This is a genomic window from Dactylosporangium siamense, assembly GCF_016862795.1.
GTDB lineage: Bacteria > Actinomycetota > Actinomycetes > Mycobacteriales > Micromonosporaceae > Dactylosporangium > Dactylosporangium siamense.
Map to the genome: position 1 here is coordinate 156,058 of NZ_BONQ01000014.1, position 15,785 is coordinate 171,842.

At 71.3% G+C, this 15,785-nt stretch carries 16 protein-coding genes; all 16 read left to right on the forward strand.

The genetic code is table 11. From position 1 onward, the window contains the following. Positions 1 to 600 precede the first annotated feature (600 nt). From Dsi01nite_RS02580 to Dsi01nite_RS02655, 16 genes are read left to right on the forward strand one after another with little or no spacing between them, the layout of a single operon-like run. A complete protein-coding gene (locus Dsi01nite_RS02580) occupies positions 601 to 2,118 on the forward strand; it encodes a class I adenylate-forming enzyme family protein (RefSeq protein ID WP_373318714.1) in 1,518 nt (505 codons plus the stop codon). After that, complete coding sequence (locus Dsi01nite_RS02585; RefSeq protein WP_033361430.1) at positions 2,118 to 2,396, forward strand: acyl carrier protein; 279 nt, start codon at positions 2,118 to 2,120, stop codon at positions 2,394 to 2,396. The genes Dsi01nite_RS02580 and Dsi01nite_RS02585 overlap by 1 nt, the downstream gene beginning before the upstream one ends. A gap of 38 nt (positions 2,397 to 2,434) precedes the next feature. Further along, the gene (locus tag Dsi01nite_RS02590; RefSeq protein WP_203844443.1) at positions 2,435 to 2,638 is read left to right on the forward strand and encodes a phosphopantetheine-binding protein; all 204 of its coding nucleotides are present in this window, start codon (positions 2,435 to 2,437) and stop codon (positions 2,636 to 2,638) included. Then, a complete protein-coding gene (locus Dsi01nite_RS02595) occupies positions 2,635 to 3,804 on the forward strand; it encodes a beta-ketoacyl synthase N-terminal-like domain-containing protein (protein WP_203844352.1) in 1,170 nt (389 codons plus the stop codon). Before Dsi01nite_RS02590 ends, Dsi01nite_RS02595 begins: the two co-directional genes overlap by 4 nt. After that, complete coding sequence (locus Dsi01nite_RS02600; protein ID WP_239135632.1) at positions 3,801 to 4,415, forward strand: beta-ketoacyl synthase chain length factor; 615 nt, start codon at positions 3,801 to 3,803, stop codon at positions 4,413 to 4,415. The genes Dsi01nite_RS02595 and Dsi01nite_RS02600 overlap by 4 nt, the downstream gene beginning before the upstream one ends. Continuing rightward, a complete protein-coding gene (locus Dsi01nite_RS02605) occupies positions 4,412 to 5,686 on the forward strand; it encodes a beta-ketoacyl-[acyl-carrier-protein] synthase family protein (RefSeq protein ID WP_203844353.1) in 1,275 nt (424 codons plus the stop codon). The genes Dsi01nite_RS02600 and Dsi01nite_RS02605 overlap by 4 nt, the downstream gene beginning before the upstream one ends. 59 nt (positions 5,687 to 5,745) lie before the next feature. Then, positions 5,746 to 6,831, forward strand: a complete 1,086-nt coding sequence (gene hppD / locus Dsi01nite_RS02610) for a 4-hydroxyphenylpyruvate dioxygenase (protein ID WP_203844354.1) — start codon at positions 5,746 to 5,748, stop codon at positions 6,829 to 6,831. A 37-nt stretch (positions 6,832 to 6,868) separates the two neighbouring features. Beyond that, on the forward strand, positions 6,869 to 7,780 hold the full coding sequence (locus Dsi01nite_RS02615) for a phytanoyl-CoA dioxygenase family protein (RefSeq protein ID WP_373318717.1): 912 nt from the start codon (positions 6,869 to 6,871) through the stop codon (positions 7,778 to 7,780). Between the two features lie 19 nt (positions 7,781 to 7,799). Beyond that, the gene (locus Dsi01nite_RS02620; protein ID WP_203844356.1) at positions 7,800 to 8,600 is read left to right on the forward strand and encodes a DUF3050 domain-containing protein; all 801 of its coding nucleotides are present in this window, start codon (positions 7,800 to 7,802) and stop codon (positions 8,598 to 8,600) included. A 25-nt stretch (positions 8,601 to 8,625) separates the two neighbouring features. Further along, entirely contained in the window at positions 8,626 to 9,591 is a 966-nt protein-coding gene (locus Dsi01nite_RS02625; RefSeq protein ID WP_203844357.1) for a thiamine pyrophosphate-dependent dehydrogenase E1 component subunit alpha, read from the forward strand. Further along, positions 9,591 to 10,583, forward strand: a complete 993-nt coding sequence (locus tag Dsi01nite_RS02630; RefSeq protein ID WP_203844358.1) for an alpha-ketoacid dehydrogenase subunit beta — start codon at positions 9,591 to 9,593, stop codon at positions 10,581 to 10,583. The genes Dsi01nite_RS02625 and Dsi01nite_RS02630 overlap by 1 nt, the downstream gene beginning before the upstream one ends. Positions 10,584 to 10,587: 4 nt before the next feature. Continuing rightward, positions 10,588 to 12,213: a class I adenylate-forming enzyme family protein gene (locus Dsi01nite_RS02635; protein ID WP_203844359.1), complete on the forward strand. Its 1,626-nt coding sequence runs from the start codon at positions 10,588 to 10,590 to the stop codon at positions 12,211 to 12,213. Continuing rightward, positions 12,206 to 13,558 carry a condensation domain-containing protein gene (locus Dsi01nite_RS02640; RefSeq protein ID WP_203844360.1) on the forward strand — a complete coding sequence of 451 codons (1,353 nt, stop codon included), beginning with the start codon at positions 12,206 to 12,208 and terminating at the stop codon, positions 13,556 to 13,558. Before Dsi01nite_RS02635 ends, Dsi01nite_RS02640 begins: the two co-directional genes overlap by 8 nt. Then, positions 13,555 to 14,481, forward strand: coding sequence for a 3-oxoacyl-[acyl-carrier-protein] synthase III C-terminal domain-containing protein (locus Dsi01nite_RS02645; RefSeq protein ID WP_203844361.1), 927 nt, complete (start codon positions 13,555 to 13,557; stop codon positions 14,479 to 14,481). The genes Dsi01nite_RS02640 and Dsi01nite_RS02645 overlap by 4 nt, the downstream gene beginning before the upstream one ends. Positions 14,482 to 14,506: 25 nt before the next feature. Continuing rightward, positions 14,507 to 14,791, forward strand: a complete 285-nt coding sequence (locus Dsi01nite_RS02650; RefSeq protein ID WP_203844362.1) for an acyl carrier protein — start codon at positions 14,507 to 14,509, stop codon at positions 14,789 to 14,791. 2 nt (positions 14,792 to 14,793) lie between these two features. Beyond that, on the forward strand, positions 14,794 to 15,561 hold the full coding sequence (locus tag Dsi01nite_RS02655; RefSeq protein ID WP_203844363.1) for a 2-hydroxy-acid oxidase: 768 nt from the start codon (positions 14,794 to 14,796) through the stop codon (positions 15,559 to 15,561). Positions 15,562 to 15,785 lie beyond the last annotated feature (224 nt).

Consider the following 15,785-nt stretch of genomic DNA (forward strand, 5'->3'; position numbering starts at 1 on the left):
CAATGCACGTTACCCGGCCGGCAACCGCCCCCGGCCTGCACTGTCGCTGATCGCGCAGGCGGACGCTCATCATGCCGCCATACATGGGGAAACGGTATATCAACCTGGGCGGACGTTCACGGGTGTCAATCGTGACGGTTGCGCACCGTACCGTATGAGCTTGGGCGTGAGGAGAGTGTTCTCAGGGTAGATACCGGTTCTATCCGGTGCGCCGGTTAGCGTCGCATATTGCCCCATTTGGCTGTCACAACAAGTTCCGGAACCGGGCTGACCTCGGGGTTTTGTAAAACGATCCCAGGACCGAAGACGGCGCAGAACGTATCGATGCAAACGATTTTTAGCGGGCGTAGGCGTGGCAGAACGGACATACGGCTGCACGGTCGGGTTGTGCACTCTTGTAAAACCGCTTTGATTGCGTAAGGTCTATGGCTAGTCGAGCCGACTAATTCCTGCGCATTGTGTCCGGGCGTGATTCGCACCGGCGGCAGCAGGCTCGCTCGACGTTCGCAGTGTGTCATTCGGGGGTTGCACACGCTGATCGCCGGCCAACGTGGGCCGTCCGGTCAGCGGGGCAGCCGTGTGCGCAGAAAGGGGTTCCGGGTGACCGACGACGCCCAACCGACCCCGGGCATCGACCCCTCGTGGGTCGACGAGGTGCTGCTGGCCGGCCCCGCGGACCAGGTCGCCCTGGTCTTCGAGACCCCCGTCACCCGCGCCGACCTGCGCAGATTGATCTCCGCCAAGCAGTCCGTCCTCGCCGCCGCCGGGCTCGGCCGCGGCGGTTCCGTCGCGCTGTGCCTCGCCCCGTCGCTCGCGTTCGTCACCAACCTGCTCGCCGCCTGGCGCCTCGGCGCCCGCGCGGCGCTGCTCGACCACCGCCTCACCGCCTTCGAGGTCGACAACGCCCTGCAACGGCTGGCGCCGCAGGTCGTGGTCACCGCCAAGCACGTCACCGGCGGGCCGCTGCGCGGCTTCGTCGAGATCGAGGAGCGCGTCGCCACCTACCCGGGGCGGCCCGCCGACACCGCGCACGCGCTCATCCAGCTCAGTTCCGGCTCGACCGGCCCGTCGAAGGTCATCGCCCGCACCGCGGCGAACCTCGTCGAGGAGGTCGAGCGGTACGTGAAGATCGGCGCCGGGGTGCCGCAGGGCGGCGAGCGGATCGTCTCGCTCGCGTCGATGGTGCACGTGCTCGGTCTGGTCGGCGGCCTGCTCTACGGCCTGCACGCCGGCGTTCAGTTCGTGGTGCCGGCGCGGATGACCGCCGACGGCATCCTGTCCACGGTCGCCGCCGACCCGGCGCCGACCACGCTGCTCGGCGTCCCGTTCCACATCGAGCTGCTCTCGTCGGTGCAACACCCGATGAAACTTCCACAGCTGACCGGCATGACCACCGGCGGGGAACTGGTCCGCGCCGAGGTCTACGGAGGCTTCGTCGACCGCTACGGCATCCGGCTCGGCAACATGTACGGGATGACCGAGGTCGGCGTCATCGCCACCGACCTGTTCGGCGAACACCGCCCTTCCCTCACCCCCGCACCCGGCCTCACCGTCCGCGAGGAAGCCGGCGAGCTGCTCGTGTCGCTGCCCGCGTCGCCGTACCTCGGCCTCGTCGACCCGGCCCGCTGGGCCGACGGCTGGCTGCACACCAAGGACGCCGGCAGCGTCGATGCGGCCACCGGCCGCGTGCGCATCCACGGCCGGCGCGACTCGCAGGTCTCCGTCGGCGGCCTCAAGGTCGACCTGACCGAGGTCGAGCACACCTTGGCCGCACTGCCCGGTGTCGCCAGCGCCGTCGTGACGTTCGACAAGGCCATCGAGGCGTACGTGATGCTGCGCGACGGCGCCACCTCGGCGCAGGTCCAGGAGCGGCTGGCCGAGCGCCTCGCCGGCTTCAAGCGCCCACGCGTGCTGAAGGTCGTGGAACAGCTGCCGCGCACCGCCACCGGCAAGCTCGTCCGGGACCGCGCCGCGCTGCTCGCAGCCGCCGCCGATGCCGCGCCCGCGATCCCGGCGGCGATCTCAGCCGTGATCCCAGGGCAGCGTGCGGGACAAGACGTGACCGATGGCGCGACCGACCCGGTCGCGCCGGCACCCGTGAAGGAAGGGAACCGTTGATGAACGACACCACGAATCAGGAAATTCGCCAGTTCCTGCTCGACTCGTTGACCGAGATGAACTACAGCGTCGAGGACGTCGACGACGACACCGCGCTCGGCCCGGCCGGCGCCGACCTCGAGTCGCTGTCGCTCGCCGAGCTCGCGGTGCGCGTCGAGGACCGCTTCGGCGTCCGCTTCGACGACGACGAGGCGGAGAAGCTGGCCGGGATGACCGTCGGCGAGTTCATCGCCGCCGTCGCCGAGCGCCGGTCCGCCGCTGCAACGGCGGGCAGCTGAGCGTGGCCACTGCACCAACCCGCGACGACGTCCTGGCCATGCTCGCCACTTACGGCGACCGCTCGCCGGCTGACATCGCCGAGGGGATCGACTCCCTGGAACTCGCCTGGCTCGTCCACCAACTCGAACAGCACTACGGCGGGCCGCTCGACCTCGACGACGAAGCCCTCGCCCGGATGTCGACGGTGAGCGGCACGCTCGAAGTCCTCCAGGAACTGAAGGTCGAGACGGGTTCGCGATGACCACCACCATGACCGCTCGGCGCGGTCCGGGTGAGGTGGTGCTGACCGGAGCGGCCGTGCTGAGCGCGTTCGGCCGGGGCATGACCGCCCTGGCCGACGGCCTCGACGCGGGGACGCCGGCGTTCCAGCCGGTCGACCGGTTCGACGTGACGGGACGGCGGGTCGGGGTGGCCGCGGCCGTGCCCGGCTCCCCCGCCCTCACCGACGAGCTCGTGCGCGTGGTGGACGAGGCCTGTGACGAGGCCAAGCTCAGCACCGCCGAGCGGGCCGGCGCGCCACTCTTCCTCGCCCTGCACGGCGACCCCGCCCTGGCCCGGGTGGCCGAGGCCGACCGCCGCCGGCACAGCAGCACCGCGTTCACCGCCGCGATCGCCACCACGACCGGACTCGCCGATCTCCCGCTCGGCGCGGGCATCCGGGCGTACACCACGGCGTGCGTCGCGGCGAGCACCGCGGTCGCCGACGCGGCGGCGGCGATCGCCCGCGGCGAGCTCGACCGGGTCGTCGTGGCCGGCGGCTACCTGGTGGACGCTGATCAGTTCTCCCTCTTCGACGCGGGCCGTGCACTGTCCACTGACGGACAGGTCCGGCCGTTCAGCGAGGGACGGCGCGGGCTGCTGCTCGGCGACGGTGCCGGCGCGGTCGTCGTGGAGTCCGCCGCGGCGGCCCGCGAGCGTGGCGTCCCGGCGCTGGCCCGGCTCGCCGGCTGGGGTCGCGCCGGCGACGCGTATCACCCGTGCCAGCCGCACCCGGAGGGGCACGGGCTCGCCCGCGCGATCACCGCCGCCCTGCAGCGCGCGGGCATCGGCCCGGCGGACCTCGGCTACGTCAACGCGCACGGCTCCGGCACCGCGCAGAGCGACGTCGCGGAGTCCGCGGCGCTGCACACCGCGCTCGGCGAGCACGCCGGCACCGTGCCGGTCTCCTCGACGAAGTCGTTGCACGGCCAGGCCCTCGAAGCGTCCGGGGTGCTGGAGCTGATCGTCACCCTGCACGCGCTGCGCTCGGGGCGGCTGCCGGTCAACGCCGGGTTCCTGGCCGCGGACGGGCACTGCCCGCTGAACCTGGTCCTGGACGGCTTCACCGCGGTGACGCCCACCTACGCCCTGTCGTTGAACGCGGCCTTCGGCGGCGCCAACACCGCCCTGCTGGTGGGATCAGCATGAGCGGCTTACTGGTCGGCCCCGAAGAGCAGGAGCAGGGACTCGGCACGGCGGAACTGTTCGTCGAGGACATCCCGCCGCTGACCGCGCTCGCCGCGCGGGCCGGCCTGGAGGTCCTCGCCGCCGCCGACTGGCCCGAGCCGGGCGACGAGGAGCTGCCGAAGCTCGCCGGTTTCGTGCACTCGACATTCAACCCGCTCGTCGCCGCCGCCGCCGGGCGCTGCCTCCAGCGCCGCCCTGAGAGCGCTCCACCCGCGGTCACCGCGATCGTGCTCGTCACCTCCCTCGGCGACGTGGCCAGCGCCGCGCACGTCGCCGAGGCCGTCGACACCGGCGGCCGGGTCGGGCCGCTGTTCTTCTTCCAGTCGGTGCCCAACGCCGTCGCCGGTCACGTCGCCTCCCGCTGGCGGCTGACCGGCCCGGTCGTGTGCGTCGACAGCACCGACGCCGGGCTCACCGTGGCCCGGCTGTTGCTCGCCGACGGCGACGCCGGCGAGGTCCTCGTCGTCCTCCTCGAGCAGGCCGCCGCGCCCGAGGCCATCACCGGAACCAGCCACGACACCGCGGCAGTGGTGCTCCTCGCTGAACGAACCGTCGAAAGAGGTGCGTCATGAGCAGGTCCATAGCTGTCACGGGGATCGGGCTCGTCACCCCGGTCGGTAGCACCGGCGCCGAGGTCTTCGACGCGATGTGCGACGGGCGCTCCGGCCTGACCCGGCCCGCCGCCGACCATCCTCTCTTCGGATCGACCGACGTGGCCGCGTTCTCCCCGCCGATCGACCCGACGTCGGTGCTGCCGGCGCCGGAGACGCGGGTGGTCGACCGGTACATCATCATGGCGATGGCCGCCGCCGAACGGGCCCTCGCCGACGCCGGCATCGAGGTCGGCCGCGACGTCGACCCCTACCGCATCGCCATCATCCTGTCCGGCACCGGCGGTCTCGCGACCCTCGACGCGCAGGCGGTGCTGCGTTCGCAGAAGGGCCGCCTCGGCGTCAGCCCCTACCTGCTGCCCGGCATGCTGCCGAACATGGGCGCGGCGCGGGTCGCGATGCGCCACGGGATCCAGGGGTACAGCTCCTCCATCGGCACCGCCTGCGCGGCCGGCGCCCAGTCGATCGGCGAGGCCGTGCGGCTGCTGCGGGCCGGCGAGGCGGACGTCGTCGTCGCCGGGTGCAGCGAGGCCCCGCTGTTCCCGACGCTCGCCGACACGTTCGGCAACGCCCGGGCGCTCGCCCGCGGCTGGGACGACCCGACCGCGGCGAGCCGCCCCTTCGACCGCCGCCGCAACGGGCTCGTCCTCGGCGAGGGCGCCGGGGTGTTCGTCGTCGAACGCGCCGAGCACGCCGAGGCCCGCCGGGCCCGCCGCTACGCCGACCTCGTCGGCTGGGGCGCCACCAACGACGCCCACCACCCGACCACCCCGCGCCCCGACGGGTCGGCCGCCGCCGCCTGCATGAGCCGGGCCATCGCCGACGCGGGCATCACACCCGGCGACGTCGGTTACGTCAACGCGCACGGCACCAGCACCAAACTCGGCGACGTGGCCGAGTCCACCGCGATCCGTGCGGTGTTCGGTGCCGGTACCCCGCCGGTCAGCTCGACGAAGGGCGTGACCGGCCACATGCTCGGCGCCTCCGGGGTGGTGGAAGCCGCGGTGTCGGTGCACGCCATGCTCCGCGGGCTGCTCCCGCCGACACACAACCTGGACGAGCCCGACCCCGCCTGCGACGTGGACCACCTCATCAAGCCCCGCCCCGCCGAGGTGACCCACGTGCTGTCCAACTCCTTCGGCTTCGGCGGCCACAACGTGAGCCTGATCTTCGGCCGGCCGGAGTCCGCCTGGACACGCTCAGACACAGGCCCAGAGACACGCACGGCGTGACGCCCGCTCGTCGCAGCCACCTGGGAACGACCGATCAGAACCCGAAAGGGAAGCAGGCCATGCAGATCCTCGACACCGACCACATCGAAATGTTCGTCGGCGACGCGCGCCAGGCGGCGCACCAGCTGTGCGCCACATACGGCTTCCACGTCTACGGGCACGGCGGCCCGGAGACCGGCCTCACGGGTCAGCGCAGCGTGCTGCTCGGCCAGCGCGACATCCGGATCCTGCTCACCTCGGGGCTCAACGGCGACCACCGCGCGAGCCGCTACGTCGCGCAGCACGGCGACGGCGTGTCCGTCATCGCCTTCGGCTGCACCGACGTGCAGGCCGCCTTCGACGAGGCCGTCGCCGCCGGCGCCACCCCGATCGAGGCACCACGGCGCCTCGAACACGACGGCTCGGTGGTGGTGACGGCGGAGGTGTCCGGCTTCGGCGACGTGACCCACCGCCTCGTCCAGCGCGTCAGCGGTGAGCAGTTCCTGCCCGGGGCGATCGCCGAGACGCCGGTGCCGACCACGGACGCGGACCTGCTGCACACCATCGACCACGCCGCGATCTGCCTGCAGGCCGGCGAGCTCGACCCGACGGTGCAGTACTACGAGCGGGTCTTCGGCTTCACCATGATCTTCCAGGAGTACATCGAGGTCGGCGAGCAGGGCATGCAGTCCAAGGTGGTGCAGAGCCCGTCGGGTGGCGTGACGTTCACGCTGATCCAGCCGGACCTGAGCCGCCGCGCCGGCCAGATCGACGACTTCCTGTCCTGGCACGAGGGCGCCGGCGTGCAGCACATCGCCTACAGCACCCACGACATCGTGACCGCGGTGCGCGCCTACAGCGCCAGGGGCGTCGAGTTCGCGCAGACCCCGGCCAGCTACTACGACATGCTCGAGGCGCGGCTCGGCGCGGTGGACGTGCCCGTGGAGCAGCTGCGGCCGCTGGGCATCCTCGTCGACCGGGACCACTGGGGCCAGATGTACCAGATCTTCGCCAAGTCGACACACATCCGCCGGACGTACTTCCTCGAGCTCATCGACCGGCACGGCGCCCGGACCTTCGGCACCAGCAACATCCCGGCGCTGTACGCGGCGAAGGAGCGCGAGCTCGCCGCGGTGCGCGACACCACAGACGGCCTGCGCAGCTGATCCTTGCCACGACTTTCGAAAGGACATGACCTTGACCATCTCAGTGAGCCAGGCATTCTCGTTGTCCGACGACGAGCTGGCGCTGCTGCCGTCGGACGATGACGTCGAGCACTATGCCCGGCACGGCTGGTACCTGACGAAGAAGCTCTTCACCGACGACGAGGTCGACGAGCTCGTCGCGGCAAGCGAACGCTTCTACGCCGGCGAGCGCAGCCGCACGCTGCCGATCCGCCCGCCGCGGCTGGCGTACTGGGATCCGTCGCACGGTGACGTGCAACGCCACCACGACTACGTGCACTACGAGAGCGACCCGATCGCGCGGATCCTGCGCAAACCGCTCATCGGCGCGGTAGCGGCACGGCTGGCGAAGGCCGACGAGATCCGGGTCTTCCAGTCGACGCTGATCTACAAGCCGCCGATCGTCGGCGAGCCCAGCAACGTGGTCCCGTGGCACTTCGACCGGCACTACTGGTCGCCGTGCACGTCGGAGAACATGCTCACGGCGTTCATCCCCTTCCACGACTGCGGTGAGGAGATGGGCACGATCACGATGGTCGACGGGTCGCACCGGTGGGAGGAGATCCTCCGCGACGACACCACGACGAAGCACTTCGCCGAGCGGGACCGCAACGACCTGGAGGTCATGCTCGCGGAGAACGCCGCGTACAACCACGTCGAGGTCGTCAAGGTCCCGATGGTCATTCCCAAGGGGCACATGAGCTTCCACCACTGCCGCACGTATCACGGCAGCGGACCCAACCGCAGCGACAAACCCCGCCGCGCGGTCTCCTTCCACCTGCAGGACGGTGCGAACGAGTACCGCCGGTTCGAGCTCAGCACGGGCGACGTCGTGACCTACAACCACGACGTGCTGGTGCGGCGCACCGAAGACGGCCGTCCCGACTACTCCGATCCCGAGTACTGCCCCGTGTTGTGGCGTACGCCCTAACCCTTTCAGGAGGCTCATCATGTCCCGTTATGACTGGGGTCAGCGACACCCGGGCATCGACCGGCTGGAGGCGCTGATCGCCGATGCCCGCAACGACGTCGTGTCCCACCCGATCTACGCCCGCCTGGACAGCCTGCCGGCGATCCAGACGTTCCTGGAGCACCACGTCTTCGCGGTGTGGGACTTCATGTCGCTCCTGAAGTCGTTGCAGCGCAACCTGACCTGCGTCGAGGTGCCGTGGATCCCGACCGGGCCGACCGGCAGCCGGCGGCTCATCAACGACATCGTGCTGGTCGAGGAGAGCGACGAGCTGCGCGGCGGCTTCATCAGCCACTTCGAGCTGTACCTGCTCGGCATGCGGGAGGCCGGCGCCGACACGACCGTCATCGACACCTTCATCGGTCTGCTGCGCGACAAGACCCCGGTGCCGGCCGCGATGGCCGCCGCGGGCGTCCCCGAGGCGTCCGCGGAGTTCGTCGGGCTGACCTGGCACCTCATCGACACCGCGCCGATCCACTGCCAGGCGGCGGCGTTCGCGTTCGGCCGGGAGGACCTGATCCCGGACATGTTCACCCAGGTCGTGAAGGTCAACGAGCAGGGCGGGCAGCTCGACACGTTCGTCGACTACCTGGAGCGGCACATCGAGGTCGACGGCGAGTTCCACACGCCGATGGCCATGCAGATGGTCACCGACCTGTGCGGCGACGACGAGAACAAGTGGAACGAGTGCGTGGAGACCATCAACCTCGCGCTCGTCGCCCGCGCCAAGCTCTGGAGCGGCATCCTCGCCAAGATCGACGAGAAGGTCCTCGCGGCGTAATTCCGCCTCTTACAAGGAGTGGCAAGTGACTGACGCCGCCGGGCTGTACCGCACGGTCCGCCTGATCCGACGGTTCGAGGAGCGTGCGATCGAACTGGTCAAGGACGGCACGATCGTCGGCGGGATCCACCCGTACCTGGGACAGGAGGCGATCGCGGCCGGGACCTGCGGCGCGCTGCGCCCCGGCGACGTCATCACCAGCACCCACCGCGGTCACGGTCACGTCCTCGCGAAGGGTGCCGACCCGGCCCGCATGCTCGCCGAGCTGGCGGGCCGGGCCACCGGGCTCAACGGCGGCCGCGGCGGCTCGATGCACGCCGCGGACTTCAGCCTCGGCATCCTCGGCGCCAACGCGATCGTGGGCGCCGCGGTGCCGATCGCGACGGGTGCCGCCTGGGCGGCGCGGCGGGCCGGCAAGGACCTCGTCGCCGTCACCTACTTCGGCGACGGCGCGGTCAGCCAGGGGGTCGTCCTGGAGACGATGAACCTCGCGTCGCTGTGGAAGGTGCCGGTCGTGCTCGTCTGCGAGAACAACGGCTTCGCCACCACGACCCGGGTCGCCGACGCGGTGGCCGGGTCCATCACCGGCCGGGCCGAGGCGTTCGGCATCCCGGCGTCCACAGTGGATGGCAGTGACCCGGAGGCGGTCCTCGGCGCGGCGCGGGAGGCCGTCGACCGGGCCCGGTCCGGCGGCGGCCCGTCGTTCATCGAATGCGTCGCCTACCGCTTCGACGCCCACCACACGTGGGAGCACAGCGCCCGGCCGCGGTACCGCACCGACGACGAGGTCGCCGTCGGGATGCGGCGCGATCCGGTGGCCCTGCAGGGCTCGCGCATCCCGGCCGCGGACCGGGAGCGCATCGACGCGGAGATCGAGGCGCTGCTCGACGAGGCGGTCCGCTTCGCCGTCGACAGCCCGCTGCCCGACCCGGCCGGCGCGCTGGACCATCTGTACGCGGACGGCCTGCGGGCCAGGGCGGGGGTCTCCTGATGCCGATCCTGTCGTATCTCAAGGCACTGAACCGGGCGCTGAGCACCGAGATGGAGGCCGACCCGAGCGTCGTGGTGTTCGGCGAGGACGTCGGCGTCGCGGTCAGCAACGTCACCACCGGCCTGCTCAAGAAGTTCGGCCCCGAACGGGTCGTCGACATGCCGATCTCGGAGCAGGCGTTCACCAGCTTCGCGACCGGCGCCGCGATGGCCGGGCAGCGCCCCGTGATCGAGTTCCAGATCCCGGCGCTGCTGTTCCTGGCGTTCGAGCAGATCGTCAACCAGGCCCACAAGTTCTCCCTGATGACCGGCGGGCAGGTCAACGTCCCGGTCACCTACCTGCTGCCCAGCTCCGGCTCCCGCGGCGGCTGGGCCGGGCAGCACTCCGACCACCCGTACAGCCTCTTCGCCCACGTCGGCGTGAAGACGGTCGTGCCCGCGACCCCCGCCGACGCCTACGGGCTGCTGCTGACCGCGATCCGCGACGACGACCCGGTCATCGTCTTCGCCCCGGCCGGCGCGATCGGGGTCCGCGACAACGTCGACTTCGCCGCCCTCGCCCCGGTGCCCCTCGGCGTTGGCCGCATCCACCGACCCGGCGACGACGTGACGGTCGTCGCCGTGGGCCACCTCGTCCACGACGCTCTCGCCGTCGCCGAGGAGCTCGAAGGCACCGTGTCGGTGGAGGTGTTCGACCCGCGGACGCTGCACCCCTTCGACTGGAACGGGCTGGCCGAGTCGCTGGAGCGCACCGGCCGGCTCGTCGTCGTCGACGACTCCAACCGCTCCTGCGGCATCGGCGGGGAGATCCTGGCGACCGCCGCGGAACAGCTGCGTCTCGTCGCGCCACCGAAACGGATCACCCGGCCGGACGGGGCGGTGCTGCCCTTCGCCCGCGAGCTGGACCTGGCGCTGCAGCCGACCCGCGCGCAGATCCGCACCGCGATCGAACAGGTCGCGAAGACCTCATATTCAACGCAGACCGAGGAGTAGACCCATGGCGTCCACGAGCATCCGGGCGGCGCTCGCCGCCGACCCCGACGTCGGTGCCGGCAACGTGCTGCACAAGCTCATCGAGCACGGCGCGGCACTGGACGGGCCGGGCATCGCCTTCGACGTCGACGTCGACGGCTTCCCCGCCTGGCAGGGCCTCACCCTCGGCGAGCTGCGGGAGCGGGCCGCGGCCCGGGCGGCGTGGCTGCACGCCTACGGCATCACCCGCCGCGACCCGGTCGCGATCTACGTGACCAGCTCCGCGGACTGCTTCCTCAACTGGATGGGCCTGGTCTGGCTCGGCGCGATCCCGGCGCTGATGAACCCGAACATCCCCGGCGACATCGCCGCCGCGTACATCGGCAAGCTCCGGGCGACGGCGCTCATCACCGACGCCGCGCACATCGCCCGCCTGGACGGCCACGACGTCGGCATCCCCGTGCTGGACGCGGCCGACACCGGCACCGGCGACCCGGCGCAGGCGCCCGCGCCGTTCCGGCACCACGCCGACGACCCGATCGCGATCACCCATTCCTCCGGCACCACCCGCATGCCGACCGCCGTCGTGCACTCGCACGCCAGCCTGTTCCACGCCACCCGCAAGATCCGGCTGAGCGGCCCGAGGGCCCAGGGCACCGAGCGGATCCTCAGTGCCCTGCCAGCCCCGCACGCGGCCGGCATCATGACCATCAACCACGCCCTGAGCAACCGGTCCGAGCTGCTGTTCCTGTCGCAGCAGAGCGACGGCGGCGCGGTGCTCGACGCGATCGAGAAGTGGAAGCCGACCGGCGTGTTCGGCTTCGCCGTCACCTGGTCCGAGCTGGCCCGCTTCGACCTGTCGCAGCACGAGATGGACTCGGTGGCGCTGTGGTTCAACACCGGCGACTGCGCGCACGAGCCGCACATCCGCAACCTGGTCAACGTCGGTAGCCGCAACACCGTCACGCGAGCCGGCGTCTCCCGGGTGAAGGGCTCGATGTTCGTCGACGGGCTCGGCTCGACCGAGATGGGGCACTCCGCCTTCCACATCACCCACCGGCCCGACACCGAACGCTACGGCCGCTGCGTCGGCGTCCCGCACGTCTTCGCCGACGTGGCGCTGCTGGACACCGTGACGGGCGAGGAGGTCCCCGTCGGGCAGGTCGGCCACTTCGGCCTGAAGTCGCCCACGCTCGCGCCGGGGTACTGGAACGACCACGTCAACACGTACAAGAACCGCCTCAACGGCTACTACCTCACCGGCGACCTGATGTTCCGCGACGAGGAGGGCTACTACTACCACGTCGACCGGGCCGTCGACTCCGTCGACCTCGGCGGCGGCAACTGGCTCTACACCGCCATGTCGGAGGAGCAGATCCTGCGGGCCGTGCCCGACGTGCGGGACTGCACCATCGTGTCGTTCAAGACCGACGCCGGCGTCGTCTCCGACGTGCTGCTGTCGCTGCACGAGAGCGCCGACCCGACCGTCGACCACACCTCCGCCGTCACGGCGGCGTTGACCCCGGCGGCCGCGGCGACGCTGCGCAAGGTCGTCGTGTTCCCCGACGAGAACATCGTCACCGGCCCCACCGGCAAGGTCCGCAAGTTCCTGATGCGGCAACGGCACCTCGCCGAGATGGCGAATGCCTGACACGATCCTGCCGGCCCTCGAGCTCGTCGCCACCACCCGGATCCCGGTGCGGTTCGACGGCGAGGGGGCCGGGATCGGCCCGCTGTCGTGGGGACAGCGATCCATCTGGCAGGACATGGTCCGCCAGCGTTCCTGGCTGCCCATCGGCGGATGGGCGGCGGTCCCGGACGGGACCACGCTCGAGGACGTCGCGGCCGATCTGCGGTGGGCGATGCGGCGGTACCCCACGTTCCGGACCCGGCTGCGCTTCGACGTTGACGGCTTCGACGGCGTGCCGGCGCAGTCCGTCGCCGCGTCGGGCACGATCTGGCTCGACGTGTTCGACGTGCCGCCCGGTGCCGACCCCGCGTCGTTCACGGCCGCGGTCGACGCCCACTACCGGGCCGAGCCCTACGACTTCGCGTCGCAGTGGCCGGTGCGGATGGGGGTCGTCCGGGTCGACGGTGTGCCCGCCTACCTGTCGACCGTCACCTGCCACCTCGTCACCGACGGCGTCGGCGGGCTGCTGATGCTCCGCGAGGTCGCCGCGCGGCACGAGTGCGGCCCGACCCTCGGCATGCAACCACTGGAGCAGGTGCGCTGGCAGGCCTCCCCCGACGGGCAGAAGCAGCGCGAGAAGGCGCTGCGGCACTGGGACAAGATGCTGCGGCAGCTGCCTCCCGTCGCGCCGCTGGTGCCGGCCGGCGGGCCGCGGTATCACCGGGGCGAGTTCACGTCGGCTGCGCTCTACACCGCCACCCATGCCACCTCGGTCGTCTTCGACATCGACACCTCGCAGGTGCTGATGACCTGCCTGGCGCTCGCCCTCGCCGGCGAAGGACGGCCCGCGATCATCCGGCCCATGGTGGACAACCGGTTCCGCCGGGGGCTCGGCGACGTCGTCGCGATGGTGGCGCAGCACGGGATCTGCGTGGCGGACGTGGCCGGTCTGTCCTTCGAGGACGCGATGCGCAAGACCGGGATCGCGGCGATGCTGGCCTACAAGTGGGCGTATCACGACCCGGAGACGGTGTCGTCGTTGTCGGCCACGCTCGACGTCGACCTCGAGGCCGGGATCTGGCTCAACGACCGGCGGACCATCAGCCGGCAGATGTTCCCCGGGTCCCGTCCGGACGCGGATCAGGTCCGCGCCGCCGGGCCGGGCGAGTTCCGCTGGACCGTCGCGCAGGACGACCCGTACGACCCGCTGAACGTCGACGTCGACGACGAACCGGGCCGGTTCCGGCTGACCTGGTTCACGGACACGTGGCGGACCCCTCCGGCCCGGGTGGAGGCCCTGGCACGGGAGGTGGAGGCGCTGGCCGTACACCATGCGCTCGAGGCTCTTGAAAGGCAGACGCCGTGACCGCACTCGTCGCCATCGGCACCTACGTGCCCCCGGACCGCGTCCCGATCGAGTCGCTCGCGGACGAGTTCGAGCTGACGCCCATGCAACTACGGGTGTTCCGGCGCTACCACAAGCTCGGCTCCGCCGCGCACGCCCCGTCATTGTCGCTCACCGAGCTGCTCGGCCTGGCGGTCGCCGACCTGCGGCTGACTGTTGAACAGGCGGCGCGGATCCGGTACGTGCTCTACGCGCGGACGTTCCCCGGCGTGGTGCCCTACCCGCTGAACCCGCTGCACGAGGTGTGCCGGTCGTTCGGGTTACAACATGCTTCCGCGTTCGCGGTCGGGCATCACGCGTGCGCGTCCGGGCTGCTCGCCGTCGACCTCGCCGGCCGGCTCCTCGCCTCCGCGCCGCCCGACGCCCTCGCCCTGGTCCTCACCGGGGAGAAGGCGTTCACCGGCGAGGCCCGCTTCGTGCCGGAGACGTCGATGTTCGGCGAGGGGGCCGCCGCGTGCCTCGTCGCCGCGTCGGGCCCGCGGGACCGCCAACTGTCCTATGTGGCCTCGCTGCGCGGCGAGTTCGACGGGGAGCTGGAGGAGGTCGCCGGGGAGTTCCAGCGCATCTACCACGACGCGCTCGGCGCCGCCGTCACGTCCGCCGTCTCCTCGGCTGGTCTTTCGCTGTCGGACATCGCGCTGATCCTGCCGCACAACGTCAACGTGGTGGCGTGGCAGCGGGTGTGCAAGCGGATCGGCTATCCCCTCGACCGGGTCCTGCTGGACCACGTCGCCGACTACGGCCACGTCTTCTGCGCCGACGCGTTCCTCAACCACCGCACCGCCGTCGCGCGGGGGTTGCTGCAACCCGGGGACCACTATGTCATCGCCGCCGCGGGCGCGGGTCGCGGCGCGACGTTCTCCGCCATGGTCTTCTCGCATTAGGTTCTCTTGAAAGGGTTTGCTGACGATGAGCGACACCACGACGATCGACCCGGACCTGCGCCAGCAGGTCGTCGACACGATCTGCGAGCTGCTGCCGCGCGTGCTGAAGCGGGAGGTGTCCGGCGCCTCGGAGACCACCACGCTCATGGACGACCTGGGGATGAGCTCCACCACCGGCCTGGAGCTGGTCCTCGAGCTGGAGGACAAGCTGGAGCGGGAGATCAGCGTCGAGGACATGGGCCGCGACAACTTCGAGACGGTCGGCAGCCTCGCCGACTACGTCGCCGGAAACCTGCTCCCGGAGGAGTGACGGTGTTCGCCCTTGGTCTCCGGCGCGCGGTGTCGCGCCGGTACCCCACCCCGGCGCTGCTTGCCGCCGACGCCGGGCACGCCGCCCGGCTGTCGACGTATCTCACCGACCTGCTCGCACCACAGGGGTTGACGCTCGCACCGGACGCGCTCACCCCGGTCCGGGGCCAGTCCTACGGTGAGATGGCGGTTCCGCTGCTGCCCGCGGATCCGGTCGACCTGCTGGTGCTCGCCTACGACGTGCCGGACATCTCACCGGGGCGGGCGGTCAGCACGTACCTGACGCACGTCTGCCCGGGGTCGCCGATGTCGTTCGCGGTGTCCGACCAGGGCCGGGCGGCGGCGTTCACGGCGCTGTCCCTGATGCAGACCTACGCCGCGACGCACCCGCGGGCGGTCCTCATCGCCGTCGAACAGGCCGACCTGCCCTACGACCCGGGCGTGCCCGTGACGCTGCCGGCCGCCCACGCCGGCATCGCCCTGCACCTGGCCGCGGACGCGCCGCCGGCGTCGGTCACCGTCACCCCGGACTCCGACGCGGTCCTCGACAGCCTCGACGGTCTCGACGCTGCCACGGTCGTGCTCGGCGGCGGCCTGGCCGGGCTCGCCGATGACGTGAAGGCCGACCGGGTCGTCCTGGCGGATCCGGCGCAGCCGATGACCGGCGTGTGGGAGGCCCTGGCCGCGCTCGACCTGGACACCGCGGGGCGGATCGTGGTCGCCGACTACGACCCGGCACTGCGCTACCTCTGCGTGGCCACCTTCGGCTGACCGCCTTCCTCCCACGACGGCCCGTCTGCTCACGGGGGTGGACAGTTCGGTGCCCTTGCACCAGCGCCGACACGTCGTCGCGGTCGTCCCGCGGCCGCCCGGGAGGCCGTTGCACATTGACGTCGCCGGTGATTGGCGGTGGTCCGGGACGCAGGTCGTCGTCAGCTTCCAGAAATTCGACCAAATTTCCCGAATCGGGGCGCCAGCAGGACCCGCGCCGAGGT

Coding starts and splice junctions, on each gene's coding strand:
- Dsi01nite_RS02585 (WP_033361430.1), top strand. CDS start 2,118: ATGAACGACACCACGAATCAGGAAATTCGCCAGTTCCTGCTCGACTCG.
- Dsi01nite_RS02590 (WP_203844443.1), top strand. CDS start 2,435: ATGCTCGCCACTTACGGCGACCGCTCGCCGGCTGACATCGCCGAGGGG.
- Dsi01nite_RS02595 (WP_203844352.1), top strand. CDS start 2,635: ATGACCACCACCATGACCGCTCGGCGCGGTCCGGGTGAGGTGGTGCTG.
- Dsi01nite_RS02600 (WP_239135632.1), top strand. CDS start 3,801: ATGAGCGGCTTACTGGTCGGCCCCGAAGAGCAGGAGCAGGGACTCGGC.
- Dsi01nite_RS02605 (WP_203844353.1), top strand. CDS start 4,412: ATGAGCAGGTCCATAGCTGTCACGGGGATCGGGCTCGTCACCCCGGTC.
- hppD (WP_203844354.1), top strand. CDS start 5,746: ATGCAGATCCTCGACACCGACCACATCGAAATGTTCGTCGGCGACGCG.
- Dsi01nite_RS02620 (WP_203844356.1), top strand. CDS start 7,800: ATGTCCCGTTATGACTGGGGTCAGCGACACCCGGGCATCGACCGGCTG.
- Dsi01nite_RS02630 (WP_203844358.1), top strand. CDS start 9,591: ATGCCGATCCTGTCGTATCTCAAGGCACTGAACCGGGCGCTGAGCACC.
- Dsi01nite_RS02635 (WP_203844359.1), top strand. CDS start 10,588: ATGGCGTCCACGAGCATCCGGGCGGCGCTCGCCGCCGACCCCGACGTC.
- Dsi01nite_RS02640 (WP_203844360.1), top strand. CDS start 12,206: ATGCCTGACACGATCCTGCCGGCCCTCGAGCTCGTCGCCACCACCCGG.
- Dsi01nite_RS02650 (WP_203844362.1), top strand. CDS start 14,507: ATGAGCGACACCACGACGATCGACCCGGACCTGCGCCAGCAGGTCGTC.